This is a genomic window from Metabacillus indicus LMG 22858 (assembly GCF_000708755.2).
Lineage (GTDB): Bacteria > Bacillota > Bacilli > Bacillales > Bacillaceae > Bacillus_P > Bacillus_P indicus.
This window is the reverse complement of sequence record NZ_JGVU02000001.1, coordinates 82252-102929: the sequence shown is the minus strand read 5'-3', so window position 1 is coordinate 102929 and position 20678 is coordinate 82252. Positions and strand designations below refer to the sequence as shown.

Sequence of the window (20678 nt, the reverse complement as noted above, 5' to 3'; positions counted from 1 at the left end):
ACTTTCGGGCCTTTGATCTACTCAGTTTCTGCTGCTAACCCTGGCTTAGAACACTTTTGAGTCTGTGATCTACTCACTTTGTGCTGCTAACTCCGGGCGCAATTTCCACTCGGCATTATCCACTTTATTATTTTCCCTCGATGCTCCGAAAGGTCATCTATCCTCCACTCCTGCCCAAAACAAAATCATGAAAATCCCCCAAAATGCACATGCTAATGGCATCTCCTATTGAAACCGGGTGAAGTCAGTGGATCTCTTGCATTTTAATCCAATGGAATTTGTACATACTGGGATGGATTTGATTATTGGTTTTATTGGCCTGTTTTTTTTAACCCGAATGCTTGGGAAGACGCAGATCACGCAAATTACAACGTTTGATTTTATCTCCGCTTTAGTGCTTGGAGAGCTTGTGGGAAATGCGGTATTTGATGATGACACGGGCATCTTGAAAATTCTGTTTGCCATTGCTGTGTGGGGGGTGCTCATTTATCTGCTTGAGATCATCACGCAAAAGTGGAAAAAAACGAGGGCGTTTCTTGAAGGAAGGCCTACCATTGTTATTCACAGGGGTGAAATTAACCGTGAAGCCCTGAAGAAAAGCAAGCTTGATATCAATCAGCTGCAGCACCTGCTTCGAGCAAAAGGTGCGTTTTCAATAAGAGAAGTGGCTTATGCGGTGCTTGAAACGGACGGAACCATCAATCTTCTGAAAAAGCAGCAGTTTGAATCTCCTACAAAGAGTGATTTCAATTTGCCTATAGAAAGCGCAGTCCTGCCTTTTACGATGATCATTGACGGTGAGGTGCTGCTTGATAATGTTCATGAGGCCGGCTTCTCAGAGGAATGGCTGAAAAACGAACTTGCCTCCCGCAGTATTACCGGTTACAGGGAAGTTTTGTATGCGGAATGGCTGGAAGGAGACGGCCTGTTTCTCCAGAAATTCAAGCCGACCTCTTAATTTTTGCTTCGAACAAAAAGCATCGCATCTCTGATTATAAACTCTACTTTCTCTTCTTTTATCAGTTTCGTCAAATACGCTGTGATGGCCGTGCGGTATAAAAGCCACGATGACAGTCTTTCAGCAGCCACATCATATTCTTCGCACATGCTTTGAATGACCTCATCAAATGGTATTCCTGATGGGGTCAATTTTTTTTCAAGTGAATCAAGTACCTTCAAATGATAGGAAGCATTCACTTTTACCGTGTCTTTAAATGATGCCTCAAAGGCTCCATGCCCCGGAACAGCACCTGCAGCATTCAGTTCCAGGAGCCTGTTCAGAGAATGAAGCGTTTCCTCCGCGTCAATGATATACGGAATTTTATGTTTGAAGAGCTGTTCTGCACCGAAATAGGAATCTGCTGCGTATAGAATGCCATCCGAAAGCACTCCCATCTGCATGAGACTGTGTCCAGGAAGAGCGATACATTCAAATGACTGCTCCCCAAACCAATAAGTCCCTTCTGTCACCTCTTCATCAACAGCAATAGGCGGTCCTTCAAGAAATTTATTCCGCAGTTCAGGGAGCGGCAGCGCACCATGGAATAAATAAAGCGGTTCCAAAACGGGATTCCGCAGAATCGCAGCTTCCTCTTTTGATGCAAACGTATAAACAGCCAATTGTTCCTGTATGTATGAAGCTCCCCCGTAATGATCAGCGTGGGCGTGTGTAATAAAGAGATGAGTCAGGGGCAGCTCATGTTTTTCAAGCTGGCTGATTACCTTTTTCGCAGCTTGCCGGTCAAGGCCGGCATCGATCAGCATACCGCTCTCCCCGCTTTTTATATACCCGATATTTACCGGTGATTCAAAATAATAGCATGTTTCGCTGAGCTGTATGAATTTCATTGCGTTCAACTTCTTTCCTTCTCTTTAAATGGATTCGCTGAAAAGCAGTCCCTTTCCGGTCACCTTGCTTACAGCTTTTTGGTCCGTCCGTTTTTCCTCCGGCCGGGCTTTTTCTTTTACCTCTTCTCTTGGGTACAGGGAAAGACTGATGCGTGCTGCACCAGGTACTTTTGCATAATCCTGCTGATGTTTCACCATGCGGTTTGCATACTGTACATACTGTTCAGGCACTGGCGGTACGGCAAAACTCATCTTCATCACCCCTTTTAAGAGACTATTCCCATACATTCGTCCTTTAAAACGAATTATCCTGCCCCTTTTTTGTTTTCTCTCCTTTTGATAAGATAAGGTTTGTGACTTTAAAATGAGAATAGATGTTTACATAAATGAATCGGGGGGACTTTCATTGATTTGCGGAAAATATAAAGATGAATACATTCAGCTCCCGTACCTTGCAAGAGAACGCTATCAGCAGATATATGAAGCAAGCCTGCACGGAAAACTTCATTGTGCATGCTGCGGCCAGCCGCTGAAAATGCAGATGAGCATTAAACAGGAACCCGCTTTTATTCACGCGGATCATTCCGTTCACGAACAGTGTGAGCAGTATAGTCAGGCCGTTCAGGAGTCGGCAGCATCCAAAGAGGCGGTTTATAAGGAATTGAACGGCTTCAGGCTGCCTGCAGGAAGATCCATTTCAGAGAACAGTGATAAAAAAGAAACCGGCTGGAAGTCTTATCAGCTTGCAAAGATGGACAGACCGCTTCAAATCAAAGAAAAATCAGCGGCAAACAGCGTCCTTGAAATACGCCTGGACGATACTCAGCTTGAAGCTGTAACAACAATAGATGGACCGCTTCTCGTCCTTGCGGGGGCAGGCAGCGGCAAAACAAGAGTTCTGACAACACGGGCTTTATACATGATGGAAAAGCAGGGCATTGACCCTGGCTCAATCATGCTCGTCACATTCACGTCCAAAGCGGCGCAGGAAATGAAGCACCGGCTGAGCGAACATGCTGTACATGGTGCCGGAAGACTTGTCTGCGGAACCTTTCACAGCATTTTTTACAAAATCCTGATGCACAGCGATCCAGAAAGATGGAACGGACAGCATCTGATTAAATGGGACTGGCAGAAAGAGCAGTACATTAAAACGGCCGGCAGAGACCTGGGACTCAATGAGAAGGAATTCCCTTATGACCAGGCCCTCCAGCAGATCAGCTACTGGAAAAACACCTACCTGACAGCAGGCGAAATCAAGCCTGCTGACGAATTTGAAGAACAGGTGCTGACTCTTTATAAAAACTACGAAGAAATGAAAAGTGCCCAGGGACAATTCGATTTTGATGACATGCTTATCAAATGCTATGAGCTACTTTCAGAAAATCCGGAGCTTCTTAAAGCTTACCAGGCAAGGTTTGAGTATTTTCTCGTCGATGAGTTTCAAGATATTAATCCTGTGCAATATGAGCTTTTAAAAATGCTTTCTTCCCGTACAAATCAGCTTTGTGTCGTCGGGGATGATGATCAGTCGATTTATGCGTTCAGAGGAAGCGATCCCTCCTTCATCCTTAATTTCAAGCATGATTTTCCGGGGGCGAAAATCGTGACACTGGCTGAGAATTACCGTTCAAGCCATGAGATCGTCGCAAGCGCGAATTCCGTTATCTCCAAAAATAAGCAGCGGCATCAAAAAGCGATGAACGCGCAATATCAAAATGACACACCTCCCCTGTTTTTCTTTCCATTTGATGAAGAAGAAGAGGCGACGCTTGTTGTAAATGATATGAAGGAAAAGCTTGAAAGAGGGTCAAAGCCAGGCGATTTTACCGTTCTTTACCGGACTCACACGTCGGGACGGGCCATTTTTGAACGCCTTGCGCAGTCAAGCATCCCGTTTACGATTGAACAGGAAGGACTGTCTTTTTATGAAAGAAGAATGGTCAAATCACTTCTTGCCTATTTACGGCTTGGACTGAATCCCGATGATTCGGCTGCGATTGTTCACGTCATGAGTGCGCTGTTTATTAAACAAAGCGCGTTAAATGACCTTAAAGCATTTTCCATTACACATGACTGTACATTTGTAGAAGCCCTTGCCAAGCTCGAGTCCCTGCAGCCGTTTCAAAAAGCAAAAATCAAGAAAATCGTTCCGCTGTTTAAAAAGCTACGTCTGATGCGGCCGGCAGCTGCCATTGATGTCATTGAAAAGGAAATGGGTTTTTCAGATTTCCTGAAAAAACGCGGAAATGAAGGCAACGCCATTGAAAAAGGCTCTGATGACCTGAAGGATGTCCGAGTTCTTGCCGGCAAATTCGAAACGATTGCTGAGCTTCTTGAACATGCCGATCATATGACCGCAAAGTCAAAAGAGTGGCGGCAAAAACGGGATCCTCATGCGGTGCAGCTTATGACGGTGCACCGTGCAAAGGGGCTTGAGTATGAGCATGTTTATATTTTGGGTGCCGTTGACGGAGGACTGCCTCATGACTTCGCCCTTGATTCCTTCCGCAAAGGGGATGAAAAGCCGATTGAAGAAGAACGCAGGCTTATGTATGTAGCAATGACAAGAGCGAGGACGTCACTCTCCGTATCGGTTCCCCAGTACAGAAGAGGGCGCCGGGCGATACCTTCAAGGTTTATCAGAGGGCTGATTACACCCTAAATACGCAAAAAGACCTCTCGGCTGAGAGGTCTTTTCGTTATTTCTTATTGATCATTTTTGAGATTGTGCCGAAATCAAGTTTTTCTTTGCCGTTTACGATGCTGTTTACAATTTTGTCTTCCATCTCTTTATTAACCGGCTTGTTGGCAATTTGGGATACACGGCGGATGACGCCGCGGACCGTATTTTCATCTTTGAAGTTGGCGTTTTGAAGGGAATTGGCAAGATCAAGAACTTCCTTCATGTTTACACCTGTTTTCTTTTCAAGGTTTTTAAAGAAGTGATTATCCATTTTTTTGCTGCCTCCTTTACGATGATATATCCTATGAAACTGAGTCTTGTGTGTGCCTATCTTTTTTCATAATCCGACCTCAATAAAAAGAGGAAAGTACGGACTCTCGCCCGTACCTTCTGCTCAGTTAAAGCTGTTCAATTAGTTGTAGAAAGAAGCACCTACGATGATCAACAGGATGAACAATACTACGATTAGTACAAATGTAGAACCGTAGTAGCCGCCACCGCCGTAACCGCCGCCGTAACCACAGCCGCCATAATATCCGTAACCCATATCTTAGCCACCTCCCTCTGCCTTTCGTCTCTACATCATATGTCAGACAGCTTTGAATGGCTGGACAGATTCATCAGGCTATTTGCGGAAATTTACTTTTTAAGGCGTTTTTCCTGATCTGACATCCATCTTTCCGCATCATTTGCCAACTGTTCCATTCGTTTTTCAAATGCATCGGCCGTACGCTCAAGGGCACCAAGATCCTTTTCCTTTTGCCCCATCCATTTTGAATGTTTTGTTTGTATGTCATCATGACGGCCGAAATGATTATCCATAAACTTTTCAAATTCACCGCTCAGCTTGCTCATGAACTTCACCTCTACTCCCAGCCTATTCCCGCCGACTATACTCTGTTCGCAAGAGATCATAGACAAAATAAAAGCCCCCTGACATCAGGGGACGTTTATTTGTTTCCATTAATCTTTTACAACGATTTTTTTCTTGCCGCAGCCGCAGCCTGCTTTTTTGCCGCCGCTTAATTGCTGCTGACTGTATTGGGAAGAGCCATGGTACACGGCACTGTTTACTTTTGGTGCTTTTGAGCTTTTTTTATAAATCATGCTGATCCTCCCTTTGCTGTTCCTATTTCTACATTATGTCAGAAGAAAGGGCTTTGACTTCAGCGAAAGTACCAATAATCTTGCTTGAAGCCTACTCTTCTGTCTTTTTATTGTCTTTTGCCGCCTGGTTTTTCAGATTGCTGATAAACCAGGAATCATAATATTTATCCGCATGGACTGCATCATTTTCTTCTTCAGAGTTCTTGTTTTTCTTTAGAAGTTCAAATAGAACAAGGTTTTCTCCTTCAAGCAGAGATACCTTTTCCTTCAATTCTTTATTTTCTTTAAGAAGCTCCTGATAAGAACCGTCATCTTCATAGTCAAGCAGCTGTGCCCTTGTATGGGAAAGCTCTCTCTGCAAATAAGTAATTCTTGCTTTAAGGGCTTTGATGTTTTCCGTCTGCTGATTTGTCACATTCCTCTCCCCCATCCATATATTGAATTATTCCCTTACTAATATGAAATTCAGCCAGCAGGCGAATTATGCAGGAAACTGACATTCACCTAAATTTCCGCTCTTATCACGGCACACAAATTGGGAAAAAACATACTATACATTAGTCCCGACACCTAATGTATCTGTTCATTAAAATGGACGGGAGAAATTAAGATAGGAGGAAAACAACAGTGAGTCATTCCAGAAAAGAAAAAGAAAAAGTATGCATCAAAACACGCAAAGTGTATGACTGGGTTACACGTCCAGTGGACCTGCCGCTAATCAGTGTAAATGACTGCGATCTAGATAATTTGTTTGACTGCGATGGCAAGACAGACGACATCTGTAAATTTCTTAAGAAAAAGGGACGTTCTAAAGACGTTACAGTGAACTGCTTCCTAAGCGATAAAGATGGAAATCGCATCGACACAGGCGACGACAGCAAATCATTCCTTTGCATGGAAATTTCACCATATGACAAACGCACAGATGTAACAGTAAACCTTCCAAATGGTGACGAAGTAACACTGCAAAAAGTGAAAGTTCTTGTAAAAGGGTTTGTAACAGTTGAGCTTCTTGACGCAAATGACGATGTCATCTGTGAATCAAAAGCGATTCCGTTTGCAACTGCTCAAACATTCATCCTTTGCGCTCCAGAAGGAACTGAGCTTGAATGTCACGTAAACTACTTCGAATGTGACGCAACATTAGTCTGCACAGACGTATTCTCTCAGCTTGATGTATCCATTACATTCTGCTTAGACGTACAAATGGAAGCTGATGTGAAACTTGAAGTAGAAGCTAAAATCTGCAAGCCTCGCGAAGAGCTGACAGAAGCAATCAATGTATGTGACATGAAAGACAAATTCCCGCCGCAATGCCCTGATATTTTCCCAGTGCACTAAAAACATAAGATGGCTGTTCTTATACAGCCTCTTATTTTTTTTGGTTTGATTTTCACCTTTTCTTCATACATATGCAGTAGGAAGTTCAGAAAGGAGTTTCACGCCATGAAAAAGCAGGATAGCCAAAATGCAGGTGAACGCACGCTGCAGCTGCAGCAGCAAATCCTCCACTACCGTTCTGAACTGAGCCGTATGCAGCAGCTGGTGAACGAGGCAGACAATCAAGTAAAAAAAGAGCTGATCCGCAACCAGTATCTTCAGGAAAAGCTGAATGAGGCTCTTCACACTCATACTGATCAGTTTGAAAAAGAAGTGTTCAAACTCGAAAAAAAAGTTCTGACCCTCGAAGTTGCGCTTGAGGAAGAAAAAAAACGGTCATCTGATCTCCGGAAAAAACTGCTCATGCAGGAAGAACAGGCGAAACCTGCTGTCATTGCGCCGGTCATTGGGGCAACAGCCCACTTTCAGGCATCCATTCTCCTGCCAAAAGAGGACGATGAGCCATTGACCGTTTTCGGGGATTTTGTGATAAAAAACACCGGAAATAAGCCTCTTCAGCAGCCGGTCATCTGCTTGCAGATTACGCCTGTCTCCTACGGTTCACTAAGCGGAAAAATCATTCTTCAGCGTAAGATGGATGACACGAACCTATTTGATGACGCACCCGGACCTCTCTGGAGGCATGTTCATGAAAATTGGCGGGAACGCGTGCGGACAGACGGCCAATACTGGCTGAAACCCCTAAAAGAAAATCTGGTTGAGCCCGGCCAGACGCTCGTCTTTTCAAGTTTTGAAATTTCCTTTCCTTTTCCTCCTGAACGCGCGGCGGCGGTAAACGGATTTGTTTATGCAAAAGAGTTCCCAAATGGAATTCCTTCTTTGAATAAAATAAGCCTACAATAGCCGGCCGGGAATCCGCCGGTATTTTTTATCCGGCCATAAACTGAAAAAAAAACAAAAAAGAGTCTCCCATTAAGACTCCTTCCCGGTTTCTATTAAAAAATCAGTTTTTCAATAATGGATTCAACAATCGCTGCACACCCTGCAATTGCAAGAATCAAAATAAGCGGTGAGGCAAGATCAGGCATGTAAACATAGATTCCGTACAGGAAGGCCGATGTCCATATGCCGGTGCACCAGTAGCAGCTGAGCAATTCGCCGATCCACTTCTGAAGGCCCCCTCCCTTTATTTCAATATAGGCAATCGTGCTGCCATCGGGAAGCGTTTCTTCTGCTTCCCTGTGAAAGGGACGTCTGACAAAGGCGGTTATTTTATCGTATACAAGCAATCTTGTAAGCCTGAAGCTCGCAAGAAACAATAATAGAAAATCAATCCATGCTATCATAGATGTCTCCTTTTCTTCAAACGAATGATGTTACATTTTATGAGCTGCTTTAGTGTTTATGCCGAAGTTATCGGTTTACTGGTCAAATATCCATACTTTCCGGGGCTCACCTACATATACTGTTTAGTAAATGGACGTTTGAGGAGGATATTATGAGCAAAGTATTGTTTTTCAACAATGAAAGTCAGGATGATATTTCTATGAAGCTTGCAAAACTTGCACCAGGCGACGAAGTGAATGTCCACGCTGGAGAAAAAGTCTATTATGAGGCAGCCTTTGAATCTTTTGATGAGCAATCCGGCACGGCCTCCTTCTTAATTGACCGCTTTTATAAAAACGGAGGAGAGTCCGTTTCTTTTGAGCTTGATGAAATCACCGGCATTGAAATGCCTCTCGGAGATGAAACGGTCGGAAGCGAAGACGAGTAACGGCTTAAGGGGGATGGGATATGTCTCAGCAGGGGTTTCAGCCTGTCAAATACGTAAAGACACTTGAAGGAAATTATGCTCATCTGTTTCAGTTCACTGATGATTGTCTGTATGTTGTGAAATTTTACAAAGTGCGGGATTATCGAAAGCGGGAACTAGTGAATGAATGGCTGGCGGCAAAGCTCGGGATGCTTCTCGGGCTCCCTGTTTTGCCCGCTGCTGCATTAGAACTGTCTGAACGATCACTTGGGGAAATTCCGGCTGACAGCCGCGGAACTTACCGGGCTGGAATACATCTTGCCATTCCTTATCTAAATCAAGTGAAATCCTATCAGGAACTTCAAGAGTCTTCAGCAGCTATGTATGTGCAAAACGAAGATGCCCTTGCCGGCATGCTTATTTTTGATCAGTGGCTCAATAACAATGACAGAAGCCGTACGAATATTCTTTTTGAAGAAAAGAAGGATGGGAGCGTTTTCTTTTGGATGATTGATCATGGACGGTGTTTTCCCGGCATGTACAGCTGGGATATGCATACTCTTCGGGACACGCCAGTCTACCGGTTGGATATGCCTGTTTACAAATGGGCCAGTTCTTTGCTCCCTGATGCTGACCCGCTGTATGAATTTGCAGAAAAAATCATGTCGATAAACAAACAGAAAATAGCGGAAATCGTGGACGCCATTCCTGTGGATTGGGAAGTGACAGAACGGGAAAAAGAACGGCTGACGGATTTTTTAACCCGACCTGAAATTGCCGCCCTTCCAGACTTAGTATTTGGGGCAAACCGGAATATGCTGGAACGCAAATAAACGCAGCCCCCGGTCTGCGTTTATCTTCTGTTCATCTTCAAAAAACGCTCATACATTTCATGCTGTCTGATCAGCTGCTTCCTTAAATCGAATTTCTCCTCAATGACCGCTCTTGCTGCATGAGTATACTCTCCCCATGCATCGCTTGACCTGAGAAAGGAAAGCATTCCGTCTGCAAGCTGCTGCACATTTCTTTCTTCAATTAGATACCCCGTCTTCAGATGCGCAATCAGTTCGGGTATTCCTGCATGTCTGGTGGAAATGACCGGGAGCCCGATTGCCATTGCCTCTTTAAGCGCATTAGGTATTCCTTCAACGTCACCGTTTGGAGCCACTTCGCTGGGCAGACAAAATAGATGGGCTTTTTTTAACTCTTCCGCAATGTCATACAGGCTCATTTTCCCGGGAAGCGAAACCGACCCTTCCAGATTCAATTCATTTATCAGCGCTTCAAGGTTCAGCCGTTCTTTCCCGCCGCCAATAATTTTAAGCTTTATTTTCGGAAATTGATCATGGGCTTTTTTAAAGGCGCGAAGCAGGGTTTCATGGCCCTTTTTTTGGACAAGCCTGCCGACCGATATCATGACAAATTCGCCGTCCTCAGGCGGAATCCGTTTTTGAAAGGGGAACACATCCAAATCGATTCCTCCGTAGAGCACGTTCATCTTGTTCTTTGGAACACCAAGCTTTAGAAGCTCATTTCCAAGGTATTCGCATACAGGAACAAACAGGCTGCTGTATGCGACCATCGTCCGGTAACGTGAAAAGTTCTTATTATATAAAACTTCACTTTGAGAAGATCCGTCTGATCCCCGAATGCTGATGATAAAAGGAAGCTGCTGCTGCATGGCAAGCGGAAACACATCCACTGCATGCTTGCCGTGATGTGCGTGGATGGCGGCCACTTCCTGTTCCTTGAAAAAAGACGCCAAATCTGAAATTTCATTCAAATTATAGAAATGGTCCATTGGAAACTCCGTATCTTCCTTTCTTTGAAAAGGCCCGATGACAATTGACCGGTATTTTCCCTGATAGACCATCTGATTGTAGATAAACCGCTGATTGACCTTCACATCTTCCATAAGATAGTGCGCGATCGTTTCCATCTGGAAAGATTCACTCCTCCTCTTAAGAGCACAGCTGTGCCTCTTCACTCATCTTTTATGCTGTCAGCCTATTCATCTATGGACTTTGGTGCATATTGTCCAGAGAAAAAGCACCCTTTCACAAGTTTTTATCCCGATTCAGTAACGTTTTATGCATGTTTCATAATAGGTTATGGGAGAAGGTTTTTAGAAAGGGGTTTCTACAATGAATGTGTGCGTGATTGGTGCAGGCTATGTGGGCCTGACAACGGCAGCCGTTCTTTCAAGTCTTGGCCACCGGGTATCATGCATCGACCAGGATAAAAAGAAAGTCACCATGCTGCAGGCCGGAAGGATACCCATTTATGAACCTGGACTTCAGGATCTGATTGAAGAAAATAAAAACAGGCTCCGTTTTTCAGATGATCTCGCTGCAGGTATTAACCAGGCGGAAATAATCGTTCTGGCAGTGGGGACACCTTCCCTTCCAGATGGCAGCTCAAATTTGAGCTTTCTTTATAAAGCGCTGGCAGATGCTGCTGCAAACATTGCAGCCTATAAAGTAATCCTCATTAAAAGTACGGTTCCACCGGGAACAAACCGTGCTGTTCTGAACTCACTCAGAGAAAAAGGCTACGGCCCTGATCTTCTTGACATTGTTTCTAATCCCGAGTTTTTAAGGGAAGGTTCTGCCCTTAAGGATATGCTGTTCCCAGACAGAATGGTTTATGGACTATACGAGGAAAATGAGCGGGTCCTTCAGTTGCTGAAACAGCTGTACGCAGGAATTGATGCCCCTGAACTGGTGACGAACTATGAAGGAGCTGAACTGATTAAATACGCATCAAATGCATTTCTTGCTGCAAAAATCAGCTTTATCAATGAAATATCAAGAGTATGCGAAAAATATGGAGCGGATATTACGCATGTGGCCAGGGGAATTGGCCTGGATAACCGGATTGGACCTTCTTTTTTGCAGGCTGGAATCGGCTACGGAGGTTCGTGTTTTCCGAAAGATCTTCAGTCATTAAGCTACACAGCTAAAAGCAGCGGCATTGAAGCGCTTATTCTTGATGCGGTTCAATCAGTGAATGCAAGTCAGCTGACCGTTTACATTGAGAAACTGAAATCCCTGTTTCCTGCATTTCCGGCTGTGAAGACCGCGGTTTTAGGGATTGCCTTTAAGCCTGAAACAGATGACATCCGCGAATCTCCCGCTGCAGCACTGATTCATGCCCTGAATAAAGCTGGCTGTGAGGTATCCGCTTTTGATCCTAAAGCATCTCTTCCTGAGCATTTAAGCGGTGTGAAGCAGACGAGTAATCCGTATGATGCGGTTACGGGAGCAGACGTTGTGATTCTCGCAACAGACTGGCAGGAAATCAAGAATCTTGACTGGCAGAGGGTTAAACAGCTCATGAAAGGCGAGACGCTTCTGGATGCGAGAAATTGTCTTGTGCCGGAAGTGATACGTGCAGCAGGACTTATCTATGAAGGAGTTGGGCGCCTATGAATATTCTTGTAACTGGCTGTGCAGGCTTTATCGGATCTCATTTATGCGAAAAACTGCTCGAAAATGAGACTCATACCGTTACCGGCATTGATTGCATGATCGGACCTGTGCCCGAGCCTTTAAAAAACATAAATCTGCATAACCTTTTAACCCATCCACGGTTTCAGCTCATCAGAAAATCCATTATGGAAATTGACTGCAAAGAGCTAATAGAAAAAGCGGATGTCGTCTATCATCTGGCCGGCATTCCCGGCGTTCGTTCAAGCTGGGGAAAAGACTTTCATCCTTATGCAGAAAATAATATTCTGGCGACGCAAAAACTGCTGGAAGCGGCTAAAGGCACATCACTTAAGAAATTCATCTATGCCTCTACGTCCTCCATTTACGGCTACAAGCACGGAAAAGTTTCTGAAGACGCGATGCCTGATCCGCTTTCCCCCTATGGCGTCACAAAGCTTGCGGGTGAACATCTGTGCTCTGTCTACAACCACAATTTTGGGGTGCCTGCAGTGATCCTCAGATATTTTACCGTTTACGGCCCGCGGCAAAGACCTGATATGGCCTTTCACCGATTTTTCAAACAAATCATGACAGATAAGCCGCTTACCCTGTTTGGAGACGGTTCTCAAACGAGGGATTTCACCTATATAGATGATTGTGTAAAAGGCACGGCTGCTGTAATGCATGCTGATCATACAATTGGCAGGATTTTTAATATCGGGGGAAAAGAAAGGGCATCCGTCATCGACCTGATTAGAGAGATTGAGCTGATTACAGGCCGGAAAGCAGATATTCAATTTCTGGATGCAGCAATCGGCGAACCGAAACATACCCATGCAGATATTTCTCTTGCAAAAAATGTGCTCGGCTATTCCCCGGATGTGCCGCTGAAAGAGGGACTGCGAAAAGAGTATGATTATATGAAACGCATCCTGCTTGAGGATCCGCTATGAAGATCGCCTTTATTTGCACAGAAAAACTGCCGTCCCCTGCTGTAAAAGGGGGTGCCATCCAGCTTATGCTCGATGGCATTCTCCCTTATTTCAGCCGGAATCACGAAGTTACGGTCTACTCCATTACAGATCCTCTGCTGCCTGATACAAATGAACATAACGGAATACAGTATATCCGGTTTCCAAGACCTTCCTTTCATGAACAAACAGCCAAAGATATCGAAGGCAAATTCTATTCTCATATTCACGTCTTCAATCGGCCAGGCGAACTTTGGAGATACAAACAGGCTTCTCCGAAAAGCAAGCTGTTTGTCAGCCTTCACAACGACATGTTTTCCACAAGAAAATTGAAGCGTGAGCAGGCGCTTGAAGCATTGAGCATGTGCGACGCCATTACAACAGTCAGCGAATATATCAAGAGGACGGTCACGTTCCGCTATCCTGATGCTGAGGCCAAATCACACGTGGTCTATTCAGGCGTTGATTTCTCATCTTTTCTGCAAAGAGATTCAGCCGAAGGAGAACAAAAACGAGCACTCTGGCGAGAGAAGTATGGACTAAACGGAAAAAAAGCCATTCTCTTCATCGGCAGGCTGAGCAGAACGAAAGGCCCCCATCTGCTGATCAGAGCGATGAAGCAAGTGATCCAGGAACACCCCGATTCAGTTCTTGTCATCGTTGGCGGCAAATGGTTCAGCGAAGACGGCATCAACGACTATGTTCAGTTCCTGTACGATGAAGCAGCCAAATTAGGCGAGCATGTTCTTTTTACAAAATACATTCCATCCGAAGACATTCCAAACATCCTGCTCATGGGTGACCTTCTCGTCTGCAGCTCCCAGTGGCATGAACCGCTCGCCCGGATCCATTACGAAGCTATGGCAGCAGGCCTTCCGATTATTACAACCGACCGCGGGGGCAATGCGGAAGTGATCAATCATCATATGAACGGCCTTATCATCAAAGAATACGACCAGACAAATGCGTTTGCTGAAGCCATCTCGCAGCTGCTTGCTGACAGCACCGGCGCCGTTTCTTTAGGGAAATACGGAAGGCAGTACGCTGAGAAGAACTTCTCCTTTCAGCATACTGCAGCAAAACTTGAATCGATCTATGTGAATGCGCAGTAACTCGGCTGAGAGCCGTTTTTTTTTTTGACCCATATCCAGTTTTTTCCAGCAGGACAAGAACGGAGAGCATAATAAAAAGCACACCATGATGATGTGCTTTTTTTAAAGCTCTTATCCTTCTTTTTACATAAAAAATACTCTGTTTTTTCTCGTTGAATTTCGGTGTTTCGATTTTCTCTTCGATCTGAACATGGATTCCTGAACGGATTCAAGTTCATCGCTGAATTGCTCCTGCTTGCTGAGCGCGCTGAACATTTCAATGAGACTCATGGAAGTATTGATTGTCTTCTGTACTGCTTCCATTTGATCTTGTGACACATGTTCTGACATCGTAATGAAGTTTGCTGCTTCTCCCTGCTGTTGCATTAAAACGTCTTGTTTTATTTCTGAAGGTTCTTCATTTAAAATGGTCTCTGCTTCTAGTGTTTCTTTTACAATAGATGCTATAGGAACTTCTGCTTCATGTGTTTCTTCCGCAACAGCTGTGTTAGGAGATCCTGCTGCTTCATGCGTTGCTTCCTCAACAGCTGCAGGAGGAAATGCTGTTGCTTCGAGTGTATGTTCCTGAACAGATACTGGAGGCAACACTGTTTCTGGTACCGGCACGTATGCTTCCTGAGGCTTCCGCGTCTTTATGGGAAGTTCAATCAATTCAACGTCTCCCGTTGGCGGTTCTTCTTTGCGGTACTTATTCTGTGAAAGAAACGTTTCCGGATCTTCAAGCATCGTTTCATACTCTGCAGCACTCCACCCCATCGGCCCGGGAGGAGAAAAAGAAAAGTTTACAAGCTCGACTTTAGGAATCTCCTGAAATTCATTTGTACTCATTGTATCACCCTCCCTGCGCCTTTATCTTAGAATAGAATTCTTCAAAGTTAGATAGAAATTCCTGTTTGGACTGTTCAACAGAAACGATGTTCTGCAGCGCCCAGATATATTTTTCATCCGACCATGAAGTCTTTTGTCCAAGAAAATATTTATGGACAATGGAACAATAGAGATGAGGGAATTTCAAATCAGTCCACAGCACTTTGTACTGATCTTTCGTCAAAGGATGGATTTTGTCATAGGTTCTCAAAAGTTCGACGACAAGGTCTGAATCCCAGACTGACATCTTTTTCATCATTTTATTTAAGATGACTCTCAGATCTCTTGACGGCAGATCAGATGTGATGGAGTGCAGTTCTTTCATCGAAAGGCCTTCTTCTGTTTCAATGAATCTGGCAAGCGTAAAATCCTGCTGGCAGAACATTCTTGATTCGATGCATTCAAGCGTCCATTGATCATACTGGCCTGCATCAAGTTCCTGAAGTGCCTGTTTTCCCCTCAAAATCATCTCATCAATGGTTTCGATGACCATTTTTGAAAACGGATCCTGCAGCCATGTTTGTTCTGCATCGGGGTCAATGACAGCAGGCGCAGGCAGATTATTTTCCTGGTCGGATTTAAGAGCCAGCATTTTATTGCCTTCAAGCTCCTGAAGCTTCCATCTGAAAAGCTTATGCCATTTGCCGAGTCTGCTTCTCTTTTTGCTCATCTCATCCGGCATATATCCTTGTGACGTATGATGGAATGTTCCAATAAACTCCATGATGTTCAGCATCTGCGCTTTATCATAGTAGAGTACTTCTTTCCCCTGCTGCAGGTCATAAAGGACGTAGGCGGATTTTCCGGCGCCAACGCAAATGGCACCTGCTCTTGTCCGGTGAATGCGGGCGATCGGCAGTCCTTTTTCCTGCAGATGTTCATGTGCTTCTGCAATAAGCAGCATTCTTGCAGGCTTCATCACAACGCGTTTTAAAATTTTTACACCCTGGGCTGTCTCAATCTTCCATGTTGTTCTGCCGCTTTTGTTCGTCAGCAGGGTGATCGATTCCACCTCAAAAGGGTACAAATTCATAATGTCCATTTGCAGTTCATGCTGATTGACTTCTGTATCCAAGATGATTCCCCCTCTCTATCTTCTATTCTCGTACACACTGAGCAAATTGCCTGATACATTGCTCCAGCTGAAATCGCGCTCCACTTTTGCACGGCCGTATTTTCCCATGTCATTCCGCTTGCCCGCACTGTCCAGAAGAGAAATAATGGCCTCTGCATAAGCATCAGGATTTTCAAAATCCTTAATGACTTTGCCGTTTCTGCCCTCATCAATCACTTCAGGATTTCCTCCGCGGTTGCTCGTGATAATCGGCAAACCGCAGGCCATCGCTTCATAGTGAACACGCGCAAGCGGCTCCTGCCACTGCGATGAGCAGACAAAAATATCGGACATCGCATATAGAGTCGGAATGTTCTTAGGCTGCACAAACTGGATAAACTGAACATTTTCAGGATACATGGCGCCAAGCGTATATAAATGCCTTACGTAGTTATTTACTTCGTTATCGCCGAACCATTTTGATCCGATAAAGACCATAACAGTGTCCGGATGCTTCTTTAAAATTTCAGGCATGGCCTGCAGAAGAATATGAGGTCCCTTTACCTTGCTCAGTCTTCCTACAAACAAAATAACTTTCTGGTTTTTCAAATTAAGCTCAGAGCGGACTTTTTCTTTCAGCCTGCGTCCTTCAGTCGTCCAGTCCGGAAAATAAGTCTTTAAATCTACTCCGGAGTAAACGGTTTTCACCTTTCCTTTTGCCTGGGGAAAACGGTCTGTAATCGTTCGTCCGATATAGTCGCTTACCGTCACAATCTGCGACACAGCTGCAATACAAGCTTTTCCTTCTTCATCAGACATTTTTTCAACAGCGAACATTTCATTATGAACGCTTAAAATCCAGCGCGCGTTCGGTGCTGCAGCCTGCAAAACCGGAACCCACGCCGGCCTGTTGCATAAGTGAATTACATCATATTTCACATTTTTCAAGTGCGCGCCAAGCGAAGATAAATACTCGCTTTCAGCAAATCGGATGTATTGAACCCCGTTCCGTGTCTCCTGATCAGGAAGATCCTGATGAGTAATGGAAAGTATAGTCACGTCATGCTTTTGAGCAATAAGAGGAGCAATGGCATCCAGATAAATCTGTATCGCTCCCCCTTTTATCGCGGGAACAGGAAGTTTTTCAGTTGCGATTAATGCAATCTTCATACGGTACCTCCATTCATCTAGTAAGCCCTTATCCTAAAATACGGAAACACAGGAAGCTATGTGCCTTTCTCTAAGGAACTATTTAAAAAAAGGCGGAATTCCTAATGAATCTGGTGCAATTACTAAAAAAGGACAACTCATCAATAAAACGCCGGCATTTACCCCATGACAAAAACCGGCTTTGTTTCATAGTCTATGAAATAAAAGGATGGGATGGTGACCATATTGGAGGAAAACAACAACACAGGATCCTCGAAATCCTCAGAGGAAACGTTCAATGTATTTTCACTTATTGACCGTAAAAACACTCCACAGCGGACGGAAACTCCAGAAGAAAAGGCGGAATCTGCTGCTGAAGAAGAGCAGCTTAATATCGTGAGAAAAAGAAAAGGACAGAAAAACAGAGGAAAAAGCAAATCCAGAAAAAACGCCATGCTGCAGTTCTCTCCAGAGTCAGAAGAAGATGCACCAGAGGCTGAAGTTCAGAAGGAATCTCTGCAAGAGAGCAGCATGACTGCAGAAAACGTCTCCCCTGCAGCAGAGGTAAAACCAAAACCAAAAAAAGAAAAAAAGAAGAAAAAAACTTTTCCTGCGCTTGAGGCACCTAAAGTGAAAACGGTGACGGAAGGTAAGAAAATCAAAGCGGAGAAGAAGGAAGAAAAGGAAGAAGAAGAACTGTATGTGATGTCTCCTGAAGAGGAAGCGAAGCTTGTGAAGCTCGCTGAATATATTATCACAAGCTGGGACGTGGCTGTTGACCGGATAGAAGTTATTCAAGGCGGCCAAATGGCGCTCGTGTGGAAAATTCATACTCCAAATGGACCCGTTTGTCTCAAGAGGATCCACCGCCCGGAGAAAAAAGCTCTTTTTTCCATCAATGCTCAAAACTACTTAGCAGAAAAAGGCGGCAGGGTTCCCGGCATTATCCGAAACAAAAACGATATGCTTTTCACTAAACAGGGGCCGTTTTTGTTTGTTTTGTATGACTGGATTGAAGGCGGAGTATTCGATTTAGCCGTTGATCCGGACCTTGAAGTGGTCATGAAAGGTCTTGCTGAATTTCACCTCTGGTCAGAAGGCTATCATCCGCCGGAAGGGATTCCAGTCTTTAAGAAGCTCGGACGCTGGCCGAACCATTACATTAAAAGGTGCCAGCAGATGGAATCATGGAAGCTCATCGCGCAAAGCACTCCAGACAATCCTTTTTCCCAGCTGTATATTCAGGAAATCGATTACTTCATTAAGCAGGGAAGAGAAACACTTGAGCGTCTGATGAACTCCAAGTATGTTCCGTGGATTGAACAGCAGTCCGCTAACCCTACTCTCTGCCACCAGGATTACGGCGCGGGCAATACAGTCCTTGGGCAGGACGGGAAAATTTGGGTCATTGACCTTGATACAGTCTCATATGATCTGCCGATCCGTGATTTGCGCAAAATGATAATTCCTCTCCTCGATACAACAGGCGAGTGGGATGAAGCGAGATTTCAGCTGATGATGAATGCATACGAAAGCGTCAATCCTCTGACTGACGAACAGAAAGAGGTTATGTATATCGACATGCTGTTCCCGTATGAGATGTATGACATTGCCCGGGAAAAGTTTGTCAGAAAAACAGATATGCTGCCGGAAGAACTTGCTCAGGCATTTGAATATGAGCGGATTAAAGAAGCACACTTGAATTCCATGATCAAGTCAGGGCAATAGCATGCCACAGGGCGCCAAATATGGCGCTCTTTTTTATTAAACAAAAAAAGCGTCCCAGCAGGACACTTTTATAAGCCTTTTAGCGTAATAGACTGAATGTCTTCAAGCTTTACTTTTTCTCCGTTTATCGTCACGCAGTTATCTTTAAATTCCGTCACCTTGCCGATATAGGTCTGCACATTGGTGGAGATGCTGCAGTTGAGACTCGACAGGCGGTCAGGCAAATGAAGTAGCAGCTGCAGTTTTTCCTCATTTGATAAGTCATTGAAGGAGTGCAGAGGCTTTGAAAGTTTTTGCTCTTTTTGAACCGGCGCAGCTTTTTTTGCTGCCTCATTAGCTGCAGGCTCAGCAGGTGCAGGAGCGGCCGCTTCGGCCGTCGGATTTTTTCTCATCACATAGGTTTTCTGCATGGACGTTAGCACTGGCTCAAATTCCGGCTGGACAATATACAGCAGCGGAGGATTCTTCACAGATTGATGTTTTTTCAACAGGCTTCCCTCCCGGTTTAAATGCTTTACAAGAAAGTATATGCCGGGTACCAGGGTTTATGATTATAAAGGAGCTGGCTATTCGCTTTGCTTTTGTGCTTCTATCGCTTTTTTCAGATGTTTCAAATGATCGCCGTCTTCTTTTTTCATGATTTTCACAAAAACAGGCTTAATCAGTTTCATCTTGAGCGTTTTTGCGGTGATTTCGCACTCAAAGCGGATGACGGTCTGATTTCCCGCCTTGGTGAATGAATAGTGATACACGGTTTCCATTCCGTTCATTTCGCTTTTGACGGAAAATTTCGCACTGGGTACGTATTCTGTAAATTCAATCACAGCGGATGCCTGTCTTCCTCTTATTTCCCGGGTTTCCCGGTATTTGGACCCTGCTGCAGCAGGTCCGTCTGTCAGCTTTTCAACTTTTATCACGTTCTCCATAAACTGCACAGCATTCTCCGGATTTGCCGCGAATGCAAATGCTTCTTCAATTGGGGCATCAATGGTTGCTTCATCATGAAATGCGCTCATAGTTTGTCCTTTCTAAACGGGTTTTTATCTTATTCTATCAAACTCTCCTGCCGGGATGTCTGACTTGCGGATAAATAAATTCGGATATTCGATCACAAAACCCGCTGTGTCTACATAGACTAAAGACTCAAAATCACGGCAATGATAAGCGAATATTCTCATGCCGCCTTTCTGTTCAAGAAATGTATACGTTTGTAATACTTTATACAGGCGCAGATGCGGAACATCCACATAGACCATTTCAAAGTTCCTTTTCTGGCCGGGTTCCCACTCATGCCGGTTAATCGGGAGGGAATTAGTAAAAGGTGTGACAGAAAGATCGACATCGATCGCGCCGTTTAACTCCTCTATTTCCTTTCCATCAGGCTGAAACCAATTTCCTTCTCCATTTGAAAGGATTTCAAGTTTTCCTGCACCGGAAGCCTCTACTTTCAATTTCCTGGCTCTCCACTCGGCATCAAGTTCTAAGACGTAATTGGCATGAAAAAGGACATTTTCCTCTTCATAAGCAACTTTGCCTGATCCGCGCAAAAGCTCCCCTTCCCGTACCAAACGGAAATGCTCTGTACCAAACGTGTCTATCTTGTTCCAATGAAAAGTTTGCAGCTTCATGCT

The 20678-nt window shown here is 44.5% G+C and carries 24 protein-coding genes and 1 pseudogene; 10 read left to right on the top strand and 15 right to left on the bottom strand.

The genetic code is table 11. The features are described 5' to 3' along the window. The first annotated feature begins 271 nt into the window (after window positions 1-271). A complete protein-coding gene (locus tag AZ46_RS00525; RefSeq protein WP_029282513.1) occupies window positions 272-958 on the top strand; it encodes a DUF421 domain-containing protein in 687 nt (228 codons plus the stop codon). Here AZ46_RS00525 and AZ46_RS00520 read toward each other — a convergent pair. Both AZ46_RS00520 and AZ46_RS00515 read right to left on the bottom strand, forming a co-directional pair. Continuing rightward, entirely contained in the window at window positions 955-1848 is an 894-nt protein-coding gene (locus AZ46_RS00520; RefSeq protein WP_029282515.1) for an MBL fold metallo-hydrolase, read from the bottom strand. The two genes, AZ46_RS00525 and AZ46_RS00520, sit on opposite strands and share 4 nt — an antisense overlap. Before the next feature lie 24 nt (window positions 1849-1872). Next, window positions 1873-2100, bottom strand: a complete 228-nt coding sequence (locus AZ46_RS00515; protein ID WP_029282517.1) for a hypothetical protein — start codon at window positions 2098-2100, stop codon at window positions 1873-1875. A 154-nt stretch (window positions 2101-2254) separates the two neighbouring features. On the opposite strand from AZ46_RS00515, the gene AZ46_RS00510 reads away from it, so the two are divergent. Further along, window positions 2255-4513, top strand: a complete 2259-nt coding sequence (locus AZ46_RS00510; RefSeq protein WP_035318948.1) for an ATP-dependent helicase — start codon at window positions 2255-2257, stop codon at window positions 4511-4513. Window positions 4514-4550: 37 nt separating this feature from the next. Here the strand turns inward: AZ46_RS00510 and spoVIF are convergent, their stop codons facing one another. The 5 genes from spoVIF to AZ46_RS00495 all read right to left on the bottom strand — a co-directional run bounded on the left by spoVIF (window position 4551) and on the right by AZ46_RS00495 (window position 6056). Next, complete coding sequence (gene spoVIF / locus AZ46_RS00505; RefSeq protein ID WP_029282521.1) at window positions 4551-4805, bottom strand: sporulation-specific transcription regulator SpoVIF; 255 nt, start codon at window positions 4803-4805, stop codon at window positions 4551-4553. Window positions 4806-4946: 141 nt separating this feature from the next. Beyond that, window positions 4947-5081, bottom strand: a complete 135-nt coding sequence (locus AZ46_RS21135) for a YjcZ family sporulation protein (RefSeq protein ID WP_081414023.1) — start codon at window positions 5079-5081, stop codon at window positions 4947-4949. Window positions 5082-5173: 92 nt separating this feature from the next. After that, window positions 5174-5455: a hypothetical protein gene (locus tag AZ46_RS00500; protein ID WP_139015472.1), complete on the bottom strand. Its 282-nt coding sequence runs from the start codon at window positions 5453-5455 to the stop codon at window positions 5174-5176. A 42-nt stretch (window positions 5456-5497) separates the two neighbouring features. After that, on the bottom strand, window positions 5498-5641 hold the full coding sequence (locus AZ46_RS21815) for a hypothetical protein (protein ID WP_158001587.1): 144 nt from the start codon (window positions 5639-5641) through the stop codon (window positions 5498-5500). Between the two features lie 91 nt (window positions 5642-5732). Beyond that, a complete protein-coding gene (locus AZ46_RS00495; protein WP_029282525.1) occupies window positions 5733-6056 on the bottom strand; it encodes a hypothetical protein in 324 nt (107 codons plus the stop codon). 212 nt (window positions 6057-6268) lie between these two features. Here AZ46_RS00495 and AZ46_RS00490 point away from each other — a divergent pair, with 212 nt between their 5' ends. Together AZ46_RS00490 and AZ46_RS00485 are read left to right on the top strand one after the other, a co-directional pair. Beyond that, window positions 6269-6982, top strand: coding sequence for a BMQ_0737 family morphogenetic spore coat protein (locus AZ46_RS00490; protein WP_029282527.1), 714 nt, complete (start codon window positions 6269-6271; stop codon window positions 6980-6982). Window positions 6983-7087: 105 nt separating this feature from the next. Beyond that, entirely contained in the window at window positions 7088-7885 is a 798-nt protein-coding gene (locus AZ46_RS00485; protein WP_029282529.1) for a hypothetical protein, read from the top strand. Between the two features lie 92 nt (window positions 7886-7977). Here AZ46_RS00485 and AZ46_RS00480 read toward each other — a convergent pair whose 3' ends face one another. Beyond that, window positions 7978-8328: a DUF1360 domain-containing protein gene (locus tag AZ46_RS00480; RefSeq protein ID WP_029282531.1), complete on the bottom strand. Its 351-nt coding sequence runs from the start codon at window positions 8326-8328 to the stop codon at window positions 7978-7980. Between the two features lie 152 nt (window positions 8329-8480). Between AZ46_RS00480 and AZ46_RS00475 the strand changes: the two genes are divergently transcribed. Together AZ46_RS00475 and AZ46_RS00470 are read left to right on the top strand one after the other, a co-directional pair. Beyond that, window positions 8481-8756 carry a hypothetical protein gene (locus AZ46_RS00475; RefSeq protein ID WP_051865048.1) on the top strand — a complete coding sequence of 92 codons (276 nt, stop codon included), beginning with the start codon at window positions 8481-8483 and terminating at the stop codon, window positions 8754-8756. A 20-nt stretch (window positions 8757-8776) separates the two neighbouring features. After that, window positions 8777-9568, top strand: coding sequence for a HipA family kinase (locus AZ46_RS00470; RefSeq protein WP_029282534.1), 792 nt, complete (start codon window positions 8777-8779; stop codon window positions 9566-9568). 20 nt (window positions 9569-9588) lie between these two features. On the opposite strand, the gene AZ46_RS00465 is transcribed toward AZ46_RS00470, so the two are convergent. Beyond that, window positions 9589-10674: a glycosyltransferase gene (locus AZ46_RS00465; RefSeq protein WP_029282536.1), complete on the bottom strand. Its 1086-nt coding sequence runs from the start codon at window positions 10672-10674 to the stop codon at window positions 9589-9591. A 202-nt stretch (window positions 10675-10876) separates the two neighbouring features. On the opposite strand from AZ46_RS00465, the pseudogene AZ46_RS00460 reads away from it, so the two are divergent. The 3 genes and pseudogenes from AZ46_RS00460 to AZ46_RS00450 form a co-directional block, all read left to right on the top strand. Next, window positions 10877-12166, top strand: a pseudogene (locus tag AZ46_RS00460) (UDP-glucose dehydrogenase family protein); the annotation flags it as partial. Then, window positions 12163-13119, top strand: a complete 957-nt coding sequence (locus AZ46_RS00455) for an NAD-dependent epimerase/dehydratase family protein (RefSeq protein WP_029282539.1) — start codon at window positions 12163-12165, stop codon at window positions 13117-13119. The pseudogene AZ46_RS00460 and the gene AZ46_RS00455, both read left to right, overlap by 4 nt. After that, entirely contained in the window at window positions 13116-14249 is a 1134-nt protein-coding gene (locus tag AZ46_RS00450) for a glycosyltransferase family 4 protein (protein WP_029282541.1), read from the top strand. Before AZ46_RS00455 ends, AZ46_RS00450 begins: the two co-directional genes overlap by 4 nt. Window positions 14250-14372: 123 nt before the next feature. On the opposite strand, the gene AZ46_RS22050 is transcribed toward AZ46_RS00450, so the two are convergent. Genes AZ46_RS22050 through AZ46_RS00435 form a run of 3 tightly spaced genes read right to left on the bottom strand, consistent with a single transcriptional unit; the run spans window position 14373 to window position 17340 of the window. Continuing rightward, window positions 14373-15077: a hypothetical protein gene (locus AZ46_RS22050; protein ID WP_029282543.1), complete on the bottom strand. Its 705-nt coding sequence runs from the start codon at window positions 15075-15077 to the stop codon at window positions 14373-14375. 4 nt (window positions 15078-15081) lie between these two features. Further along, window positions 15082-16158, bottom strand: a complete 1077-nt coding sequence (locus AZ46_RS00440; protein ID WP_035206569.1) for a CotS family spore coat protein — start codon at window positions 16156-16158, stop codon at window positions 15082-15084. Between the two features lie 48 nt (window positions 16159-16206). Beyond that, window positions 16207-17340 carry a glycosyltransferase family 4 protein gene (locus AZ46_RS00435; RefSeq protein WP_029282547.1) on the bottom strand — a complete coding sequence of 378 codons (1134 nt, stop codon included), beginning with the start codon at window positions 17338-17340 and terminating at the stop codon, window positions 16207-16209. Between the two features lie 684 nt (window positions 17341-18024). Between AZ46_RS00435 and AZ46_RS00430 the strand changes: the two genes are divergently transcribed. Then, complete coding sequence (locus AZ46_RS00430) at window positions 18025-19047, top strand: CotS family spore coat protein (RefSeq protein ID WP_051827147.1); 1023 nt, start codon at window positions 18025-18027, stop codon at window positions 19045-19047. 68 nt (window positions 19048-19115) lie between these two features. On the opposite strand, the gene AZ46_RS00425 is transcribed toward AZ46_RS00430, so the two are convergent. The 3 genes from AZ46_RS00425 to AZ46_RS00415 form a co-directional block, all read right to left on the bottom strand. Then, window positions 19116-19535 (bottom strand): CotO family spore coat protein, encoded by a 420-nt coding sequence (locus tag AZ46_RS00425; RefSeq protein WP_029282551.1) that lies wholly within the window; start codon window positions 19533-19535, stop codon window positions 19116-19118. Between the two features lie 78 nt (window positions 19536-19613). Then, complete coding sequence (locus AZ46_RS00420; protein ID WP_029565152.1) at window positions 19614-20063, bottom strand: SRPBCC family protein; 450 nt, start codon at window positions 20061-20063, stop codon at window positions 19614-19616. Between the two features lie 24 nt (window positions 20064-20087). Continuing rightward, a complete protein-coding gene (locus AZ46_RS00415) occupies window positions 20088-20675 on the bottom strand; it encodes a putative glycolipid-binding domain-containing protein (RefSeq protein ID WP_029282555.1) in 588 nt (195 codons plus the stop codon). Between the last annotated feature and the right edge of the window lie 3 nt (window positions 20676-20678).

Coding starts and splice junctions, on each gene's coding strand:
- AZ46_RS00525 (WP_029282513.1), top strand. CDS start 272: ATGGAATTTGTACATACTGGGATGGATTTGATTATTGGTTTTATTGGC.
- AZ46_RS00520 (WP_029282515.1), bottom strand. CDS start 1,848: ATGAAATTCATACAGCTCAGCGAAACATGCTATTATTTTGAATCACCG.
- AZ46_RS00515 (WP_029282517.1), bottom strand. CDS start 2,100: ATGAGTTTTGCCGTACCGCCAGTGCCTGAACAGTATGTACAGTATGCA.
- spoVIF (WP_029282521.1), bottom strand. CDS start 4,805: ATGGATAATCACTTCTTTAAAAACCTTGAAAAGAAAACAGGTGTAAAC.
- AZ46_RS21135 (WP_081414023.1), bottom strand. CDS start 5,081: ATGGGTTACGGATATTATGGCGGCTGTGGTTACGGCGGCGGTTACGGC.
- AZ46_RS21815 (WP_158001587.1), bottom strand. CDS start 5,641: ATGATTTATAAAAAAAGCTCAAAAGCACCAAAAGTAAACAGTGCCGTG.
- AZ46_RS00485 (WP_029282529.1), top strand. CDS start 7,088: ATGAAAAAGCAGGATAGCCAAAATGCAGGTGAACGCACGCTGCAGCTG.
- AZ46_RS00480 (WP_029282531.1), bottom strand. CDS start 8,328: ATGATAGCATGGATTGATTTTCTATTATTGTTTCTTGCGAGCTTCAGG.
- AZ46_RS00475 (WP_051865048.1), top strand. CDS start 8,481: ATGAGCAAAGTATTGTTTTTCAACAATGAAAGTCAGGATGATATTTCT.
- AZ46_RS00470 (WP_029282534.1), top strand. CDS start 8,777: ATGTCTCAGCAGGGGTTTCAGCCTGTCAAATACGTAAAGACACTTGAA.
- AZ46_RS00465 (WP_029282536.1), bottom strand. CDS start 10,674: ATGGAAACGATCGCGCACTATCTTATGGAAGATGTGAAGGTCAATCAG.
- AZ46_RS00455 (WP_029282539.1), top strand. CDS start 12,163: ATGAATATTCTTGTAACTGGCTGTGCAGGCTTTATCGGATCTCATTTA.
- AZ46_RS00450 (WP_029282541.1), top strand. CDS start 13,116: ATGAAGATCGCCTTTATTTGCACAGAAAAACTGCCGTCCCCTGCTGTA.
- AZ46_RS22050 (WP_029282543.1), bottom strand. CDS start 15,077: ATGAGTACAAATGAATTTCAGGAGATTCCTAAAGTCGAGCTTGTAAAC.
- AZ46_RS00440 (WP_035206569.1), bottom strand. CDS start 16,158: ATGGACATTATGAATTTGTACCCTTTTGAGGTGGAATCGATCACCCTG.
- AZ46_RS00435 (WP_029282547.1), bottom strand. CDS start 17,340: ATGAAGATTGCATTAATCGCAACTGAAAAACTTCCTGTTCCCGCGATA.
- AZ46_RS00430 (WP_051827147.1), top strand. CDS start 18,025: ATGTCTCCTGAAGAGGAAGCGAAGCTTGTGAAGCTCGCTGAATATATT.
- AZ46_RS00420 (WP_029565152.1), bottom strand. CDS start 20,063: ATGAGCGCATTTCATGATGAAGCAACCATTGATGCCCCAATTGAAGAA.
- AZ46_RS00415 (WP_029282555.1), bottom strand. CDS start 20,675: ATGAAGCTGCAAACTTTTCATTGGAACAAGATAGACACGTTTGGTACA.